The sequence below is a fragment of the Marinoscillum sp. HNIBRBA16962 genome (genome assembly GCF_057801515.1).
Map to the genome: position 1 here is coordinate 3,635,304 of NZ_CM173603.1, position 18,711 is coordinate 3,654,014.

Annotated in this window: 14 protein-coding genes; 7 read left to right on the top strand and 7 right to left on the bottom strand. The window is 43.7% G+C overall.

Annotated elements, in window-relative coordinates; all coding sequences use genetic code 11:
• Positions 1-31 precede the first annotated feature (31 nt).
• Positions 32-361 carry a hypothetical protein gene (locus AC3E9V_RS15065; protein WP_488748959.1) on the bottom strand — a complete coding sequence of 110 codons (330 nt, stop codon included), beginning with the start codon at positions 359-361 and terminating at the stop codon, positions 32-34.
• Between the two features lie 42 nt (positions 362-403).
• Between AC3E9V_RS15065 and AC3E9V_RS15070 the strand changes: the two genes are divergently transcribed.
• Positions 404-646 (top strand): methylated-DNA--[protein]-cysteine S-methyltransferase, encoded by a 243-nt coding sequence (locus tag AC3E9V_RS15070; RefSeq protein WP_488748960.1) that lies wholly within the window; start codon positions 404-406, stop codon positions 644-646.
• Positions 647-671: 25 nt separating this feature from the next.
• On the opposite strand, the gene AC3E9V_RS15075 is transcribed toward AC3E9V_RS15070, so the two are convergent.
• From AC3E9V_RS15075 to AC3E9V_RS15090, 4 genes are all read right to left on the bottom strand, one after another.
• Positions 672-2,579 (bottom strand): PAS domain S-box protein, encoded by a 1,908-nt coding sequence (locus AC3E9V_RS15075; protein ID WP_488748961.1) that lies wholly within the window; start codon positions 2,577-2,579, stop codon positions 672-674.
• Between the two features lie 182 nt (positions 2,580-2,761).
• Positions 2,762-4,303: a M61 family metallopeptidase gene (locus AC3E9V_RS15080; RefSeq protein WP_488748962.1), complete on the bottom strand. Its 1,542-nt coding sequence runs from the start codon at positions 4,301-4,303 to the stop codon at positions 2,762-2,764.
• 97 nt (positions 4,304-4,400) lie between these two features.
• Complete coding sequence (locus tag AC3E9V_RS15085) at positions 4,401-5,060, bottom strand: hypothetical protein (RefSeq protein ID WP_488748963.1); 660 nt, start codon at positions 5,058-5,060, stop codon at positions 4,401-4,403.
• Between the two features lie 94 nt (positions 5,061-5,154).
• Positions 5,155-7,467: an acyl-CoA dehydrogenase family protein gene (locus AC3E9V_RS15090; protein ID WP_488748964.1), complete on the bottom strand. Its 2,313-nt coding sequence runs from the start codon at positions 7,465-7,467 to the stop codon at positions 5,155-5,157.
• 116 nt (positions 7,468-7,583) lie between these two features.
• Between AC3E9V_RS15090 and AC3E9V_RS15095 the strand changes: the two genes are divergently transcribed.
• A complete protein-coding gene (locus tag AC3E9V_RS15095; protein ID WP_488748965.1) occupies positions 7,584-8,348 on the top strand; it encodes a carboxypeptidase-like regulatory domain-containing protein in 765 nt (254 codons plus the stop codon).
• Between the two features lie 147 nt (positions 8,349-8,495).
• On the opposite strand, the gene AC3E9V_RS15100 is transcribed toward AC3E9V_RS15095, so the two are convergent.
• Entirely contained in the window at positions 8,496-11,222 is a 2,727-nt protein-coding gene (locus AC3E9V_RS15100) for a 4-alpha-glucanotransferase (protein WP_488748966.1), read from the bottom strand.
• 10 nt (positions 11,223-11,232) lie between these two features.
• Positions 11,233-12,567 (bottom strand): MFS transporter, encoded by a 1,335-nt coding sequence (locus AC3E9V_RS15105; RefSeq protein WP_488748967.1) that lies wholly within the window; start codon positions 12,565-12,567, stop codon positions 11,233-11,235.
• Between the two features lie 271 nt (positions 12,568-12,838).
• On the opposite strand from AC3E9V_RS15105, the gene fbaA reads away from it, so the two are divergent.
• From fbaA to AC3E9V_RS15130, 5 genes are all read left to right on the top strand, one after another.
• Positions 12,839-13,903 carry a class II fructose-bisphosphate aldolase gene (gene fbaA / locus AC3E9V_RS15110; protein WP_488748968.1) on the top strand — a complete coding sequence of 355 codons (1,065 nt, stop codon included), beginning with the start codon at positions 12,839-12,841 and terminating at the stop codon, positions 13,901-13,903.
• A gap of 94 nt (positions 13,904-13,997) precedes the next feature.
• Positions 13,998-15,836 (top strand): alpha-amylase family protein, encoded by a 1,839-nt coding sequence (locus AC3E9V_RS15115; protein WP_488748969.1) that lies wholly within the window; start codon positions 13,998-14,000, stop codon positions 15,834-15,836.
• Between the two features lie 155 nt (positions 15,837-15,991).
• Positions 15,992-16,189 carry a hypothetical protein gene (locus tag AC3E9V_RS15120; protein ID WP_488748970.1) on the top strand — a complete coding sequence of 66 codons (198 nt, stop codon included), beginning with the start codon at positions 15,992-15,994 and terminating at the stop codon, positions 16,187-16,189.
• An 88-nt stretch (positions 16,190-16,277) separates the two neighbouring features.
• The gene (locus AC3E9V_RS15125; protein ID WP_488748971.1) at positions 16,278-17,816 is read left to right on the top strand and encodes an alpha-amylase family glycosyl hydrolase; all 1,539 of its coding nucleotides are present in this window, start codon (positions 16,278-16,280) and stop codon (positions 17,814-17,816) included.
• A gap of 6 nt (positions 17,817-17,822) precedes the next feature.
• Positions 17,823-18,710: a 3-hydroxyacyl-CoA dehydrogenase family protein gene (locus tag AC3E9V_RS15130; RefSeq protein ID WP_488748972.1), complete on the top strand. Its 888-nt coding sequence runs from the start codon at positions 17,823-17,825 to the stop codon at positions 18,708-18,710.
• The last annotated feature ends 1 nt before the right edge of the window (position 18,711 follow it).

The window sequence follows — 18,711 nt, forward strand, 5'->3', positions numbered from 1 at the left end:
ATAAAGTTGTCTAATTCGGCCAGCTGATTCGTCAGCTGGCCGAATTACTTGGAACACCTGCTTTATTGCCATTACCGCAGGCTGTACAGCTAAGGACCCCTACAAAGTTTTGGCTCCCGCAAATTTCACAATCATAAGTTTCGGCAGAAACCAACGGAGTGCCTTCATCATCAAAAAACCGAACCAGTTCTGAGCAATGGATGCAGGTATAATTTTTCAAATGGTCTATTCGCTGATCAGTCTCGCAGTACGGACACCTGACAGATACAGACTCTTTACGTCGATTAATGGTCCTGACCCTGTGCCAAAAAAATACAGGAAGAATAACAAAAATAACCACCAGTACAATCCAGGTCTCCATAAATGGAAGTTAGCCAAATTTTCCATAACGTTCCTTTTCCGTGTGATACCTTGCCTGACATTTTCATTACCTTATGGAAAAACGTGTTCCTACGCTCAGCAATCAGAATTGATTGGTGACAAAAAAGTGATCAGAGCTATGGCTAAAGCCAATGGAGAGAACCGGATAGCCATCATTATTCCCTGTCACAGGGTAATAGGCAGCAACGGTGACCTGGTAGGTTATGGAGGTAAACTAAACTATGGCGAAAAAAGTCTTTGCTCGAGCTGGGAGGCGCACTGGTAAAGCAGGGTGAACTTTTCTGAGTGATTTACCCGTATAAGGGAACATTAAAACTTACCTCCAGCCCTCCGTTAGCCGGCTGTCTGTATTCCACATTGCCCCCAAGTTTATAAATCCGGTTCTTCACATTGTACAACCCAATGCCTTTTTCCATCCTGGAAGGATCCTTAAGACCAATTCCATTATCCCTCACGGTAACATGGATCTCCTTACCGATCATTTCAATGATCACGCTGGCAAAGGTAGCCCTGGCGTGTTTTAAAATATTAGTCAGCAACTCTTGTATGGCGCGATACAGGTTAATCTTTACCTCTTTAGGGATAGGAAGGTCTTCCTCCAGGTGGGATTGTATCTTTAGATCAACAGATGAAATACTCCTGAACTGATGCTCTAACCGGTCTATTAGCTCATCCAAAGACATTTCATTCATATCTGCAGATAAAAGGTTATGAGATATACTCCTGGTATCATTGGTGATCTTCTTTATTAGCTGAGTCAGCTGATCCAGCCGTTTCTTTACTTCCCCCTCCGCGGTAAACATATTGTTCAGGTTTTCGCACTGGATACCACAGGCTACTAATTCCTGTACGATTCCATCATGAAGTTCTTTAGCAATGCGGTTCTTTTCTTTTTCCTGTGCCTGAATAGAGCTTTCCAGTATCAATTGCTGAAAGTTCTTTCGCTCTGTGATATCTTCTACTACAGCGATATGGGTCGTTGGCTCTTCATTTTCTTTCCACATAGGCGAAACAGTAACGTTTACCCACACAGGTTTCCCGTTTTTCTGAATGCATCGCTTCTCCATACTAAACTCCCTGATCTGCCCTTTCAGAAGTTTTTGCATATTTTTATCGGACTCCCGAAGGTCATCTTTATCAGCAATGTCCCGGTATGTTTTCCCAATAAGTTCTTCATTGTTGTATCCCAATAGTTTACCGTACCGGTCATTTACTTCAAGGAATTTCCCGGTTTTACTTTCCACATGAGCTACCCCGATGGTAGCCTGCTCAAAAAACGTTCTGAACTTACGCTCACTTTTGATCAGCTCTCTGGACCTGTCTCTAAGCTCTCTCTTAAGTATAATAGGCCTGTTGACAAGCTCAAAAACAAAAAAAACACCGACAATAGCCAGAACAAAACAGATCAAAGCCAGGGGCAACAGAGATCGCAGCAACTCTCCCTGGTCTTTTGTTGAAATGTACAATTTCCAATCACCTTCCGGAAAAGTTATTACTGCGGAATCCTCGAGGTTCATTTCTTTATCCAACGGAAGAAAATACTCTTCTTCACCGGTATTGACATTAACCTTTGAAAACTGGAAATGGTAGTTCTCGTCATTTACTTCGGGAATACCCGAATTGCTTAACAGCCTGTCAATTTTTATAATCACGGCTGAAAAACCCCAAAATTGATTTTGAATAAAAACAGGCATTCTGCCAATTACAGCCACTCCCCCCTGTTTTAGCTTTATAGGCCCGGCAAAATACATCTGCTTGGTATCGATAGCCATGTAAGCCTCCCTGTTAGGTGTGGAGTCGTCCAAAATATCATAGTTTAGAGCGGGTTCATTACCCTCCAGCGGATATACGTATTTAATAACACCGTCAGGAACCAATTGCACTGCGTCTATATAGGCATTAGACCTCAGCAGCTGAGCCGCTACCGAATCAAATTTTTGTGGAACACCTTCGTCACTTATGGTTAAAGCCATGGTGAGAGTAGCGGAGTAGCTTTGCTTAAGCATCTGGTCAATATTACGCTCCACAAAACTCATGATGTTGAACATCTCCTTCTTCTTACTCTCCCGGGCTACAGTATAGCTAAGAAAAGTAACATAGGTACCTGCCAGAAGTAATACCAGAAATGCCAAAAGACCTGAGAATACAGATCTCCCACTCCACTTCATTGGTGGATTATTTTTCACAATTCTCTTCATTTCTATACACCAATCACCTGGAATACCCAGGTGTAGATTTAAGGAAAGTGCTGGCTAAAAAGGAATGACTAAGTCATTTTCAAATGGAAAGTAACAAACTAAAACAATTCTGATCAATGATAAAAAGTCAGACTAACAAACAATCTCGGTAAATCGAATCAAATACCTGTTGAGCAGTAAACCTACCGGGGCATATTTTCACTCCATGCATCAAAGAGCCTTTTTTGTTCAAGAGACAATTCCTTCATTTTAGTTACCACAGGCACCCCGCTTTCCGTCCGGGCAAACCTCAAACCAATCTTACTGAAATACGATTCATAAGGAAGCTTTTGGGCAGCCAAAACGTATTGGTCAAAAAACTCTCTGATTTCAGGATAGGTCATTTCAGCGATATCATCAAAGAATGTTGCTTCAGAAACGGGTCTTCCTTTACCATATTTTTGTATGAGATCAAGTATAAGCTCTCTTAGTCCATATTTTCCGTCAGACAACTCCAGCAGCCTGATATCCAGTAACCCTGCAACCAATGAACCCCTATAATAGATATTGCCATACTGCTGGGTTCCGGCACCACCTTTAAAAGATTCATCAGATAGCTTTTTAAGGCTCCAGGCAGCGTCAAAATATTTTTCATCAATCAGGATCTTATCCGCGATGGACTTCTCCAGGTATTCATTGAGATCCACCACCCCTCCTCGATAAAGCAAGATATTGGAAGCCCACTCCGTCACCCCTTCATACATCCATAAGTGCACGGAAGGAGTCGGCTCCACGAAGTTGAAAGATTCAATAATCTCACTGTGTATATTGAGAGGTGTCACAATATGAAAAAACTCATGAGAAGCAATGTCAATGACTTTTGCCATATGTTCGGGTGTGGGCTCCTGCTCAGGAAGGACATATTCAGAGCTATAAGAATGCTCCCAGGCGCCAGTGCGTCCCCTGATTCCCGGCTCAAAAAAGTAGAGGAATGTATATCGATCTACCGGAAGGTCTACCAGAAACTGCCGGGCTGCATCCAGCATATCCCCCATATCCTTCAGCAAATCAGCTGATTTCATTTTACCCTTCTTTGAATAGGTGTAAACCGCTACCTGAGTATCTGAAATGGTCGTATCAGCATAAGTAAGATTGCCCATCAAAATCGGAGAATCCACAAGATGATCAAAACTTTCAGCATGGTAATAACCGTCCTCATTCAGAGACAATGCCGTCCCGGAGGACCAGCCCTCTTCTCCTACTATTTTTATACGAAAAGGTGTTTTCTGTTTATTCGAAAAATAACCAAGTATGGTATGGGCATTGATTAATGTATGGTCTGCTTCAATAGAAGAGCCGCACATCAGATAGATCGGGTATCCGTTGACTCTGGTATCAAATGTCTCAGCAACCTTGTATGTAATTTGCACTACATCTTTAGGGGATTCCAAAACAAACCGGTTGGTGCCCTGACGCCTGTGAGGCAGTTGATTACCTTTCTTATCTAAAGCTTTAAAGTCACTAATAAACCGGCCAATATTCATGGTCTGATAGGTGCCTGGCGCTGTAGCGGCAAACTGAAAAAGCGTGTCTGCCCGGTCAGGTTTCTTGTCCAAAGAAAGAGATACGCGAAAAGTATCAAGATTTTGGGTCACATCCACCTCATAACTCATTGTAAGCAGGTCCTGACCAAATAAAGAGTACGAGAAAATTACTACTGCGAAGAAAATAAATATTTGTTTCATTCAACTATAAAGTAAAAAAGGCATCTCAATAAAGAAACGCCTTTTCAATGAAATAATACCAGAATGTTATAAGCGGCCTGATAAACAATCGGGTGGCTTAAAAGGCAACCCCGATCTTCATCCCTATGTTTGGAGCTACTCCGCGATACTCAGCATCAGACACGTCAAAATAGCCATCATTGTAAAAGTCATCGCTTCCAAAATTGGGGTTGGAGTCTTCATAAAAAGCATAACGGACGCCACCACCTATGTATCCCTCTAAATAAAGGATATCCCAGAACGTGCGAGTGACACCCAGTTGTACTCCCGGAAAAACGGACACAACAGTCCGCTCATTGGTTTCTGTCTGGTAAGACTGGCTGCTATCCACCCAAAACTCGTCCTCCTGATCTTTAAAAGTATAAACTCCTCTGGCGAAAAACCCGACAAATACTCCAAGGACGTGTGGTGCATTATCTTTTTTAGGGTAATGGACTTCCATGCCTTTCAGGTAAAATCGCTTTGACAGCTCCAGCTTTCCACCGATCTCCTCATCACCATACCAGTCATATCCGGTTTTAAAACCCATTCCAATATTCCAGCTTTCATCCTGGTCCGCATTAAAATCTTCTATTTCCAGAAAAAAGGTATTGTCAATAAACTCCCAGGGGTTCATTTTGATGATCTTCTCAGGAAGTGGAATGTTGCTTTCTTCATTTTGAGCAAAGGCGGAAATGCTCACCATAAACACTCCCAAACAAAGGGTCAGTTTTTTCATATGTTTTAGACGTTGATAAATAATGGTTAGCACTACCAAATAGCGTACCAAAGTTTTAAAGACCCTGTCATTTTTAAAAAAGATGGAACCGGAACTACGACTCCACAGCAATAGGGGCGGCCAGGCAACTATCCGGTATTCTAAAAGCTTCTACCAGGGGTACAGCCTCCTGCCGGATTTCCCAGCATAGCTGGTTTACCTGCTTTCTGATTGCTTTGGTCTTAACGCCTTCCATATATCCGTGCTCCAGGTACCATCCTTTGTTCTTTTCGATCTGTGACAATGCGAAAAGCTGGCATAGTTTTGTAAGTATAGCTTTGCAGTCTTTATCTTTAGTACGCTCTACCTGCTCAATAAACTGCTCCAGTATCACCCGTTCCACATAAGCAAACCCCACATTCAACATGTGAAACTGAGTCTGATTAAAAGCATCAAATGAGTCCATCCCTTCATCGATGTGTTTTTTAATGCGGCGCGCTGCAGAAGTGAGAATGTCCCGCTCTCTATATTGAAAGGCACTCAAGTGAAATTCAAAATCCAAAAGGTGATCCTTATCTGTATTTCGAACAGTAATTGGGTTCATTTCGGTCAACGAAGTTTTGGCCTGCTCGGCTACAAAGCTTAGCATACCAAAAAAGCTGATATCTGCAAACTCCTTTCTAAACTCTGACAATCTGCTTTTTGCCACCAGCTGCATCAGGACAGTGTTGTCCCCTTCAAAAGTAGTATACACGTCCGTATCATTTTTCAGCCGATCGATACGATTTTCCGACAGGTAGCCTTTCCCACCCAGGGCTTCCCTGCACTCCTGCAGTGCCCTGGTAGTTTCCCAGGTACAAAAAGCCTTTAACCCTGCGGCCAGAGCCTCTATTTCCTGGGCATCTTCTTCTGACCGGTTCAGAAACCTGTTGGTCAGGTATTGCAAAGCAAAGTGGTTCGCATAGGTTGTGGACAGATGAGGCATCAGTCTGCGCTGGTGGGTACGGTAATTCAGGATAGGTACCTCGCTCCCATTTTCCGGACCAAACTGTCTCCTCTTATCGCTATACTTAATCGTAATCGCTAATCCCGACTTCATAGCACTCAATCCCGATCTGGGTATGCCTATACGGCCTCCCACAAGGGTTCCCAGCATAGTGAAGAACCGACGATTGTCACTGGTGATCGGACTTTGAAAGGTTCCTTCTTCATCTACAAATGCATACCGGTCAAGCATATTTTCTTTCGGGATACGCACCTGATCAAACCAAATGCGTCCATTATCTACACCATTCAGCCCCATCTTTCTTCCACAGTCTTTAATGGTAATACCCGGTAGCGTGGCACCACTTTCATCCCTCAACGGTACGATGAAAGCATTTACCCCGTAATCCGTATCACCGATAATGAGTTTTGCAAATACTGTAGCCATCCGGCCATGCAGAGCAGCGTTCCCAATGTATTCCTTTCCTGCCTGCTCATTTGGCGAGTGGATCACAAATTCTTTCTTATTATGGTCATAAGTGGCAGTAGTTTCAAGTCTTTTTACATTACTACCATGACCTGTCTCAGTCATAGCAAAACATCCGGGCAATCTCAAAGAGCCAATAGCCTTCAGGTACTTTTTGTGGTGCTTTTCGGTACCCAAAAAATAGACACTCATCCCCCACAGCCCAAACTGTACCCCAAACTTGATCACAGTGCTCAGGTCATGGTACGAAAGTCCTTCCATGATCGCAAAATACTTACCCATATCACCTTCACCACCATATTCTTCAGGATAAGCCGTCGCACCAAACCCCTGCTCAGCCAAATGCTTACACCATTGGAGGACATGCTCCCTGTAAACAGAAAGGTTGTCTGTGTCCAGGTACTCAAAAGTTTTATCGGACAGTATTTTCCTGACCCTCTCGTATGTTGGCTTGTATTCTCCATCCAGGACATCCCCCAAAACCCTGGGATCGAAAGAACTGGGAGTAACCTGGTCCTCGATTAAAGTCTTTCGGGTTGCGGACCGCAAATGAGATGCTGCTTCGGACGAAATCACACCGAGAGCTTCTTCAATATCGGTCAGAGGAGCCCTGGCTTTCTCCAGGGTTTCCGGGTCCTGATTTCTTGCATTGATCTGTGCCAGCTTTATTCCCATACCCACAAGGCTCTTCTTCATCTCCTCCGTCATTTCACCGGAGAATTGCCGGATAGCATTAAGCCAGCCCTTAAGCTCATCGGGTGCAGGAGGTGATTTTGGGTCCAGATTTCCCAGCAGGAATGCTCGTTCCTTTTCACTCAACCATGCCTGTTTATTGATAAGCTCTCTGATATTTAATAACTCACTGGGAGTGAGAATGGCGTCTGCCCACACCATATACAGGATAGGCACGAAAGCGTATAAAGAAGGATTCTCCTCGAAAAATTTAGAATGGATCATAAAGCCTGGTCATTTTTCTGATTGAAGATAAATTTTACGAAGCAGTTTCCCTTAATATTTGTTAAAAAAGAATCGGTGATGAATGATTCCATCATTTCCTTCGTTTCTTTGAGTCAGTGAAGAAATTAATCTCGATAGCCCTTTTTTGTTTCACTACATCAGTTGCTCTTGGACAACATAATGTGAAAGGGAAAGTCATCAACGAAGACGGAGATGACGTAGGGTTTTGCCATGTTTACAATAAGACGCTAAACTCAGGAAAGGTAGCAGATATGCAGGGCCGGTTTGAATTGCTGGCCCGTAAAGATGATACCATCAGATTTTCCTATGTAGGTTATCAGACATTTGAACTGATAGTGAAATCCATTCACCTGGCCAACTACCTTAAAATCACCCTTACCGAAGACTCATTAATGCTGCCCTCCATCACCATCTATGCAGATAAGTATTACAAAGTCCCTTTGAACATCAAAGGAGAACCGATCATTATCCCCGGAGTCTCCATTGTAAATCCCGGTGAACCGATAAAAGCAGGAGATGTAAGACCAGGCACAAGCCCTGGTGTAGGCGGAATTCCCGGCGGTGGAGTCACCATAGAGGGTCCGATAACCTACTTCAGTAAAGACGAGCGTGAAAAACGCAAAGCTGCTGAAGCTTACGAAGAAACGCGTGAAACCATCTCTTACCAAAAATACATAGCTCAGGATACTATACGAGAAAAGCTATGTAACCTTTATAAGATCAACAGTGAGCAATATGACGAGGTGCTGATCCGGCTACACGAGTACTGGCCTGACATCCAAAAATCCTACCGTCCCAAAGAGATCTGGAATTGGCTTTTGGTGCATTTTGACAGGACCGTGCCTGTAGTGAAAAGGTGATAGTTGCATCTCAACAAATCACCAATCACTAATCACTAATTCACTAATTCACCAATCCACCAATCACCAATCCACCAATCACCAATCAACCAATCACCAATCAACCAATTCACTAATCACCAATCCACTAATCACCAATCCACCAATCTAATAATCCGCACTTCTCCCACCTTTATCTACCAGCTCTCTCAAAAAACCATTAAACCCCTCTTCTTCAAGCAAGTCCTCCAGATCGATATGAAAACGGTATTTCCAATAGTGTTGTGGATTCGCCGGCACATTGATTCGCTCTTCCTCCGGGACCAGCCTCCTGAGCTGACCATCCATAGCTACCAGGTCCTGAATTGGAAAAATGGCAAGCATACTTGGTGAATGCAGGTGCTGATTGATGATCTCCGTAGCTACCCATGGTTCACAGAAATTAGGTACAACTCCTTCATGTCCCATAATTTGATTATAAAAACGCTGAGACTGCTCCATATCTTCCTGCCACCACTCGCGAAGCGTAGACATATCATGGCTCCCCGTGCTGGTTACACTCATGTATGGAGTATCTGCCGGATGCCAGAACTCACGATCATCATTTGGCATGCGCTGAATCGCCAGGCTGAGGATTTGAAGCTCATTCATGACACCAGGCACACTTGCAGGTACCATCCCCAGGTCCTCTCCACAAATCAACATGTCTGTTGCTGCTTTCAACACAGGAAGCTTTTTCATCGCACTGTCCCTCCAAAATCCGTTGTGACGCTTGTAGAAATAATGAATATACATATCGTCCAGCTTCTGCCTGGTATGCTCGTCAAGTTCCATAAAGGAGTAGGTGCTGTGAAAACCAATCCTTGGATTATAATAAGTACCATTAGGTTGGGGCGCCTCAAGAAACAAAACCTCACTATGTAACTGGTACAAATTGAATCGCATCCAATTATTAAAATCCTTATCTTCCGGATCTTTGGCTATCAGTAAGTCAAAATGATCTTTCAGCTTTCGCTGAGTGTCATATCCTGCTTTAAACCGGAAGCATCCATCCTCATATTCATGCAGGTATTCCTTAAAAACCATATCCGCATAGTTCCCAAAGAGGTCATAGATCATATGAGCCCTGATGTATGGCTTGCAGAACCTGTCCCGGTCAAAAAGCAAATCACGCTGCTCAAACTCACTTATGTGAAATGGTAATGCCGGATTAAACCGACCCAACAGGCCTTCCACTGCATCCATCGGTATTTCCCATATCCGGAAAAAACCAAGAATATGATCGATCCTAAATACATCAAAGTATTCTGACATCTTCACCAGCCTGTCTTTCCACCACTCAAAGCCATCTTTAGCCATTTCCTCCCAGTTGTAAGTAGGAAACCCCCAGTTTTGACCAGTGACAGAGAAGTCATCAGGTGGCGCCCCCGACTGGCAGTCCATATTAAACAGATGCGGAAGCCTCCAGGCTTCCACTGAATAACGATAGATCCCTATGGGAATGTCTCCTTTCAGCACCACTCCGTGTGCCCGGGCATATTCGGAAGCCTCTCTCAGCTGTTTATCCAAATGAAACTGAATGTAGTAATGAATCGCAATGTCATCATAGTGCTTCTGCTGAGGAGAAACAAATGCTGCTAGCTGCTGATCTGTCATGGAAGCATATTCTCCCCACTGACTAAAATCAGGAGTCTTATACTTATCCCGCAAATAGCTGTAGGCAGCATAGTCAAACAACCAATGTTCATTGGCATTTAGAAAGGCTTTAAAGGCTTTACTTTTCAGGAAATCACCTTTATTCTCCTCATAGCTCAGCTTGAAAAACTCAGACTTCAGCTTCATGACCTCCTCATAATCCACTTCCGGCAGAGCATTTAGCTTTTTTCGTACAGTATCTATTCGTTTTTGGGCTTCCTTGTCTTTCAGTGGGCCAATGGCTGCAAGATCCGCATAGACCGGATGTAAAGCATCTACAGATATCGCTGCGTAAGGATAAGAATCTACCCAGGTATGTGTGGCTATCGTATCATTTACGGGCAGCACCTGTACCGTCTTCATCCCGGTCTTCACAGACCAGTCTACCATGAGCTTAATGTCTGTAAACTCTCCTACTCCACTTGATTTTTTTGACCGAAGGGAAAACACCGGAATAGCCACTCCGGCGCACTTCCAGTTTCCAACCGGGTAATTGAAAAACTCATCTGTCCGGATTACAAATTTCTTCTTATCCTTCAGCTCATAGAGCGGAAAATACCGGTTGTCTCCACGCTCCCACGTTACTACCCTTTTTTCCTTATGACTGTATATCACATACTTGTATTCAAAAGGAACTGACGCAGCTTTGATCGGGATGTCCACCTTCCAGACAGGAAAATTTACATCACTCATCATCACGGCTTTTTTCTCATCCCACCGGCCAAGAGCTTCACTGCTCCCAACCACCGCCATCTGGTAATCTTGCCCTATCCTGGGAGCCCTGATCTGCAGCCGGATATAATTTGACTTTTCATTGTAGGAGATGATTTGAGGTTCCGGTTTATCCCGATGAAAAAAGGCCTTTGCAAATGGTGATGTATAGAGAGGGTTTTCATGAGCACCCTCCGGCCTCCAGTAATCGCGAATATGTGTCTTATCAAATCCCGGATCTATGATAAGCGAGCGAACATCACCAAATTCACGACTAACCCACCCCGTATTTTCATCCCTAAGAAAATACCTGTACGTTAGCCCATCAACTTTAGCAATGTCAACTTCAGCTTCCCACTGATCTCCGGAAGTAGGATGCATTTGCAGAGCCTTTTTCTCATTATGTGCACCAAGCTCTTTCGCGCTCCCACATATATATAGCTGCTGTCCCCACTGGGTTCTGTAGTCTATTACAAATTTTAACTTCATAAATAGCTGATTAAATTTCTACCACCTCATCCTTATCATCTACAAAACTGACTGAGGCAGCAGCTATCAGTAAGCAAACTCCCGCAATCACCAGAGCGAAGATGGCTTGCGATTCAAAAATTCGTTTAATTATAGGTCCACCGATCAGTCCGTTTATGATCTGTGGTATGACAATGAAAAAATTAAAGATCCCCATGTAAATGCCCATTTTGCCTCCGGGTATTGCCCCGGCCAGAATAGCATAAGGCATGGATAATATGCTGGCCCAGGCAAGGCCAACCAAGACCATAGAAATCAGGGTCAATGGCTGAGTAGGAAAGAAATAAATGGATAGCAACCCTACACCCCCACAAGCTAGTGCAATAGCATGTGTCCTTTTCCTGCCAACCCTGGCAGCAATAGCCGGAAGAGCCAACGCAAAAACGGCCGAAACAGCATTGTAGACTGTAAACATAACCCCAACCCAGTTGGCTCCATTGTTGAAGGCTACGGATTGAGAGTCCCCTACCTCAGTGCCAAACACATGCTGAGCTATTGCCGGAGTAGCAAACACCCACATAGAAAACAGCGCAAACCAGGAAAAAAACTGAACGGCCCCAAGCTGTTTCATGGTTTTAGGCATAGCTGCAAAATCCCTGAAAATATCCAGCAGGTTTCCTCCCTCGTCGGATTCCTCACCTCCATTGTATTTTGCATACTCATCAGGTGGATACTCTCGTGTTTTTGAGATGGTCCAGATAATTGTGGACATAAATACAACTGCACCAAAGTAGAAGCTAAAAATGACATTATCCGGTACCTCTCCGGGAGGTGCGGTTTTAGCCACCCCAACCCATTCAGCCAGTATATATGGCAGAAATGACCCCACTACCGCGCCAACACCGATCAACACTGCCTGAACAGAAAAACCCTGGGTACGTTGCTCCGATGGCAGCATATCACCTACCAGAGCTCTGAAAGGTTCCATGGAAATATTGATGGAAGCATCCATGATCATCAGCATTCCCGCTCCCACAAACATGGGAGGTATTAGGGATGTGAGTGCTCCGCTATTAGGCATGAGGCACAAAGCTATGGAAGCCAGGATAGCTCCCACAAGAAAATAAGGTCTGCGTCGGCCCAGACGATTCCAGGTTCTGTCGCTGTAGTGCCCGACAATCGGCTGCACTACCAGGCCTGTGACCGGGGCAGCCAACCAAAACCAGGAAAGATGCTCCACATCAGCACCAAAATTCTGGAGGATACGACTGGCATTTGCATTCTGTAAAGCAAAACCAAACTGTATCCCCAGAAAACCCATACTCATATTCCAGATCCGGGCTGTGGAAAGGCCAGGTTTTTTCATTTTTCGGTTAATTTTCAATGATTCATCAGGCTAAATGTTGTGGTCAGTTTCACCATAACATTAGTATCATGAGAAATACAAACGTTTGTTTGAAACCAAATCCAACAAAAAGCTGAAAATTCGCCAATAAAGGGCGTTTTTCAGCCTGTTAAAATAGGAAATTATCATTTATTTGACCTTCAAATTATAAGAATTTAAAACATGGTGAAGGGTATAATTTTAACCGTTTATATTTGGGGTATCTTTTAGGAACAACCAAAAAAATGTACTTATGAAATTCAGACCTGGTGTACTTACAGGAAAGGAAGCTACGGAGCTTCTTAACTATGCAAATGAAAATGGCTTTGCGCTACCTGCGGTCAATGTAATCGGGACCAATTCCATCAACGCAGTTTTAGAAACTGCCCGTGATGTAAACTCCCCTGTAATTATTCAATTTTCAAATGGTGGTGCAGCGTTTATTGCCGGCAAAGGATTAAGTAACGACGGACAGCAAGCTGCCGTAGCTGGCGCGGTATCAGGCGCACACCATGTACATCTTATGGCTGAAAAGTATGGGATACCAGTGATCCTTCATACAGATCATGCCGCCAGAAAACTTCTTCCATGGATCGATGGATTATTAGACGAAAATGAAAAGCACTTCGAAAAAACGGGTGCCCCTCTTTTCAGCTCACATATGATCGATCTCTCAGAAGAGCCTTTGGAAGAGAATATTGCTACCTGTACCAGGTATTTTGAACGGATGTCTAAAATGGGCATGACCCTGGAAATTGAGCTTGGAGTAACCGGAGGTGAAGAAGATGGTGTGGACAATACCGATATTGATAACTCCAGACTTTATACTCAGCCTGAGGAAGTTTCTTACTCTTATGATGAGCTGATAAAGATCAGCCCGAACTTTACCGTAGCTGCAGCCTTTGGTAATGTACATGGTGTATATAAGCCGGGGAATGTCAAGCTTACTCCCAAGATCCTTAAAAACTCTCAGGAATATATCCAGGAAAAACTTGGTACCGGCAAAAACCCGGTAAACTTTGTTTTCCATGGTGGTTCAGGTTCCAGCCAGGAAGAGATCCGTGAGGCCATCTCTTATGGAGCGATCAAAATGAACATTGATACGGATATGCAATGGGCATTCTGGGAAGGTGTTAAAAATTACTACCAATCTAAAGAAGGATACTTGCAAGAGCAGATCGGTAACCCGGATGGCGATGATATCCCTAACAAGAAACACTATGATCCGAGAGCCTGGTTGAGGGAAGGTGAAAAGCAATTTGTTCACCGCCTGAAACAAGCCTTTGAGGATCTAAATAATATCAACCGAAACGCGTAATGAAACAGGCCATGCCTGAGATAATTATTGAGACATATAGTAGCATGGTTAAATTTCACCTCGCAGGTGAAACGATATCGATAACTTTAAACACATGAAAGCGCTAAAAGCTTTAACCCTGATCATTTTGGTCGGGGTTTTCTTTTCCTGCTGTACTACCCAAACTAAAGACACCTCCTCTACACCCGAAGCTAAAGAGTCTATGAATAACCGGCTTGTCATTTACCAGATGTTTACCCGACTGTTTGGCAACACCAACACCACAAATAAACCCTGGGGCACTATGGAAGAAAATGGTGTTGGTAAATTCAACGACATTACCCCAAAAGCATTAGAAGAAATCAGGAAAATGGGTCATACCCATGTCTGGTACACCGGTGTAATAGAGCATGCTGTTCTTACGGACTACATGGAGTACGGCATTGCATTAGACGATGCAGATGTAGTAAAAGGACGAGCCGGATCACCTTATGCGATCAAAGATTATTATGACATCAACCCGGACCTTGCCGAGTCGGTACCAGACCGCATGAAGGAATTTGAAGCGTTAGTAGAACGTACGCACGATTCAGGCCTAAAGGTCATTATTGATTTTGTACCTAATCATGTAGCCAGAGGTTATCATTCGGACGCAAAACCTGATGGCATCTTTGATTTTGGTGAGGATGACGATAAGTCTGCAGCCTTTCATGAAGACAATAACTTTTATTACCTCCCTGGCGAATCCTTTCAGGTTCCTGAAGGATATAACTCTTTAGGTCCGTATGACTTTCCGACAAAAGATGGCATGTTTGATGAAACACCTGCGAAAGCAACCGGAAACGATGTTTTTAGCGCTACTCCCGGTATTTACGATTGGTTTGAGACGGTGAAACTAAACTACGGTGTAGATTACCTGGATGACCGAAAAAAGTACTTTGACTCCATTCCGGATACCTGGCGAAAAATGAAAGACATTTTGCTTTACTGGGCAGAGAAAAATGTAGATGGATTCCGATGTGATATGGCAGAGATGGTCCCCGTGGAATTCTGGAAGTGGGTAACCAATGAAGTAAAAAATGAATATCCGGATATTGTATTTATCGCAGAGATCTACAACCCAAATGCCTACCGAAATTATATCTTCAAAGGCGGTTTTGACTACCTCTACGACAAGGTGGAGATGTATGATACGCTAAAGCATGTAATTCAGGGCAAGGCATCTACGGATGACATACCCACAGTCTGGCAACGACAGGAAGGCATTGGTAAGTACATGCTTCGATTCCTGGAAAACCATGACGAGCAGCGAATTGCCTCACCGGATTTTGCCGGAGATATGAAAAAGGGCATCCCGATGATGGCTGTATCAGCTTTCATGCACACAGGACCGGTGATGATGTACTTCGGACAAGAAGTGGGCGAACCCGGGAAGGGAGCGTCAGGTTTCGGAGGAGATGATGGACGCACCACAATCTTCGACTACTGGGGAGTTCCGGAGCACGTGAAATGGGTAAATCAGGGGAAATTTGATGGCGGTCAGCTTTCTGTTGATCAGAAAAACCTGAGAAATACCTACAGTCAGATCCTGAATGCCTGTAGCGGGTATGAGGCTATCCGTAAAGGTGGTTTTTACGATCTGCACTACTTCAACCGAAGTGAAGCTTATATCGGATACTCGGATCGGATCTATGCCTTTCTTCGGCATTCAGAAAACCAGGTGCTCCTGATCACTGTTAATTTCTCCGAAGAATTTGATGCGATCGATTTGAGGATACCAGAAGATTTCTGGAATAAGATCGGATGGGAAAGTAAAAGCGCCACGTTTACAAAGGTGGAAGAAGCTGCAGTCACCGATGAAAGTTTTAAAAGTGTGACCATAACCGATAAAGCCAATATCGTAAACCTTCAGATCGGTCCTCTTTCTTATCAGATCTTTGAGGTTTCAATGTGAGTGAACCAAAATCAGGGAAAAGTAATTATATGGAGTTCCTGCCTTTGTCGGCAGGCGTGTGGACAATTATTGAGAATATGTTGTGTTGTCTGATGATCAAGTGCCAAATTTCAAATATGTGCAATTTTCAAACAGAGTTTTATATAAATTTAGGTATGAGTGACACCATAAAAGAACTTATAAAGCGCTTTGAAAAGCATCAAAATGTGAATGAAGCAAAATTTTCATTTATCCTTGAAAGGCAAAAGAACATTGAAGAAGCTCTGAAGGAATTAAATAAAGAAAGCACTGACTTTTATTCGTTTGTTGCTTCCTCTCTCTCTCTGAGCTCGATAAGGAAATCACAGAAATAAAAGAAAAGATCAAGCACCTTTAGTTACGGGTTATTACATCTGGATTCAATATAACCTCCTGTCGGAATGATTCCAGTAACCTAATTTAATGATAGTAGAATCTGCCACAAGTAAATGGCTGAATGGCGTTACCTATGAGATCTTCGTTCAGTCTTTCGCTGACTCTAATGGTGACGGCATTGGAGACCTGAATGGAGTAACCTCGAAGCTGGATTACCTTGTTGATCTGGGCATAGAAGCTATCTGGCTAATGCCGATCAATCCTTCGCCCTCCTATCATAAATATGATGTAACCGACTACTATAATATTCATCCGGATTATGGTTCTTTAGTAGATTTCAAAAATTTAATTCGTGAGGCTCACCAGCGTAGTATAAAAGTCATCATGGACCTGGTGATTAACCACTGCTCCCGACTCCACCCATGGTTTACCAGCGCCCTAAATCCTGACAGCAAATACCGCGATTACTTTATCTGGTCCACACCTGAAGAGATCAAATCGAAAGGCAATCTCCTGAAAGAAACCACTGGAGATAGTGACAATATCCACCAGTGGAATGAGGTAAGAGGCCAGGATGAATTGTACTTTTCTTTTTTCTGGAGAGGTATGCCGGACCTCAATTTCGATAACCCAAAAGTTCGGGAAGAGGTTTACAAAATCGGAAAGTTCTGGCTGAGGGAAACAGGTGTTGACGGATTTCGTTTGGATGCAGCCAAACACATCTATCCTGATCATCGTGCAGTAGATAATCATGCATTCTGGAAGGAATTTAAAACAAAAATGGAGGCTATAAAGCCAAACGTATACCTCGTGGGTGAAGTGTGGGCCGACCTTCAGGAACAGGCTCCATTTACTCAGGGTTTCTCTGCACTTTTCAATTTTGACCTGGCCTATTCTATTATGGAGATGGTCAAAAAAGGGAGGGTTGTTACGGCCTCTATTTATAAAGATCATTGGAAAGTGGACAATACGGGTAATCCTGTCAGGCTTTTCAACGAAAGTGAAAAAGTGTTTAAGAAATTTAATTCTGATTTTATCAATACACCTTTCCTGACCAATCATGATCAAAACAGGGTGATGTCTTTTCTCAAAAACAGCTCCCGAAAAGCCAAACTGGCGGCCTCCATCCTACTCACCTTTCCGGGAAACCCGTACATCTACTATGGTGAAGAGTTGGGGATGCGAGGAAAGAAACCGGACGAACGGATCAGAGAACCATTCCCATGGTCCGCAGACCCTGTACCGGAACAAACCAATTGGCGAGAGGTCACGTACAACACACCCGACAAAACACTCCCTCTGGATCAACAGAAGCACAGGACAGATTCTATTTTCAATCATTACAAAAGGCTCATCCACTTCAGAAAGTCAAACGAGATTTTAAGAAAAGGTAAAATCACAGCAGTAGATGACCTGCCTTCCGGGACCTTTGGATATTACCGAAAGTTTAAAGACGATGCCCTACTTGTACTTCACAACCTGAGCTCAAAAAAGAAAACCCTTGAGCTTTGGGGTGGTTTTGAAGCAGTAAATTGGAGTAGCAAACCTGATAATGTAAAAATATCCGACAGGTTCTTAACTTTGTCGCCGTTTCAAAGCATCATATTATATAAACCCAAATCATAACCCAAAATGAACAACATTTCCGTAATAGGATCCGGCACCATGGGCAATGGAATCGCTCACGTTTTTGCCCAGCATGGTTACCAGGTAGCATTGATTGACATTGCTCCTGAAGCACTGGGAAAAGCCCTGGCTACCATCGGCAAAAACCTGGATCGACAGATCAAAAAAGAACTGATCAGCGAAAGTGATAAGGAAGCCACACTCAAGAACATAGCAACCTTCACCAAAATCGAAGAAGGCGTAAAAAATGCTGACCTGGTAGTGGAAGCTGCCACAGAAAATTTTGACATCAAGAAGAAGATATTCCACACCATTGATGCAAACGCCCCGGAGAAAGCGATACTGGCTTCAAACACCTCATCCATCTCTATTACCAAAATTGCGGCAGAAACAAAAAGGCCTGCACAGGTGATCGGCATGCACTTTATGAATCCCGTCCCTGTGATGAAACTGGTAGAGGTGATCAGAGGCTATGCTACCTCTGACGAAACCACCAAAACAGTGATGGCAGCTTCCGTGAAGTTAAATAAAGTGCCGGTTGAAGTTAACGACTACCCGGGCTTTGTGGCCAACCGCATCCTGATGCCCATGATCAATGAAGCGATCATTTCGCTTTTTGAGGGTGTGGCTGGCGTAGAGGAAATAGACACGGTCATGAAGCTGGGTATGGCCCACCCAATGGGTCCACTACAGCTAGCAGATTTTATTGGTCTGGACGTTTGCCTCTCCATCATGAACGTTCTGTATGAAGGTCTTGGCAATCCAAAATATGCGCCATGTCCTTTGCTTGTCAATATGGTAACTGCCGGGTATAAGGGAATCAAGACCGGTGAAGGATTTTATAAATACACCGCCGGATCAAAGGACCTGGAGGTTAGCCCAATGTTTAAATAGC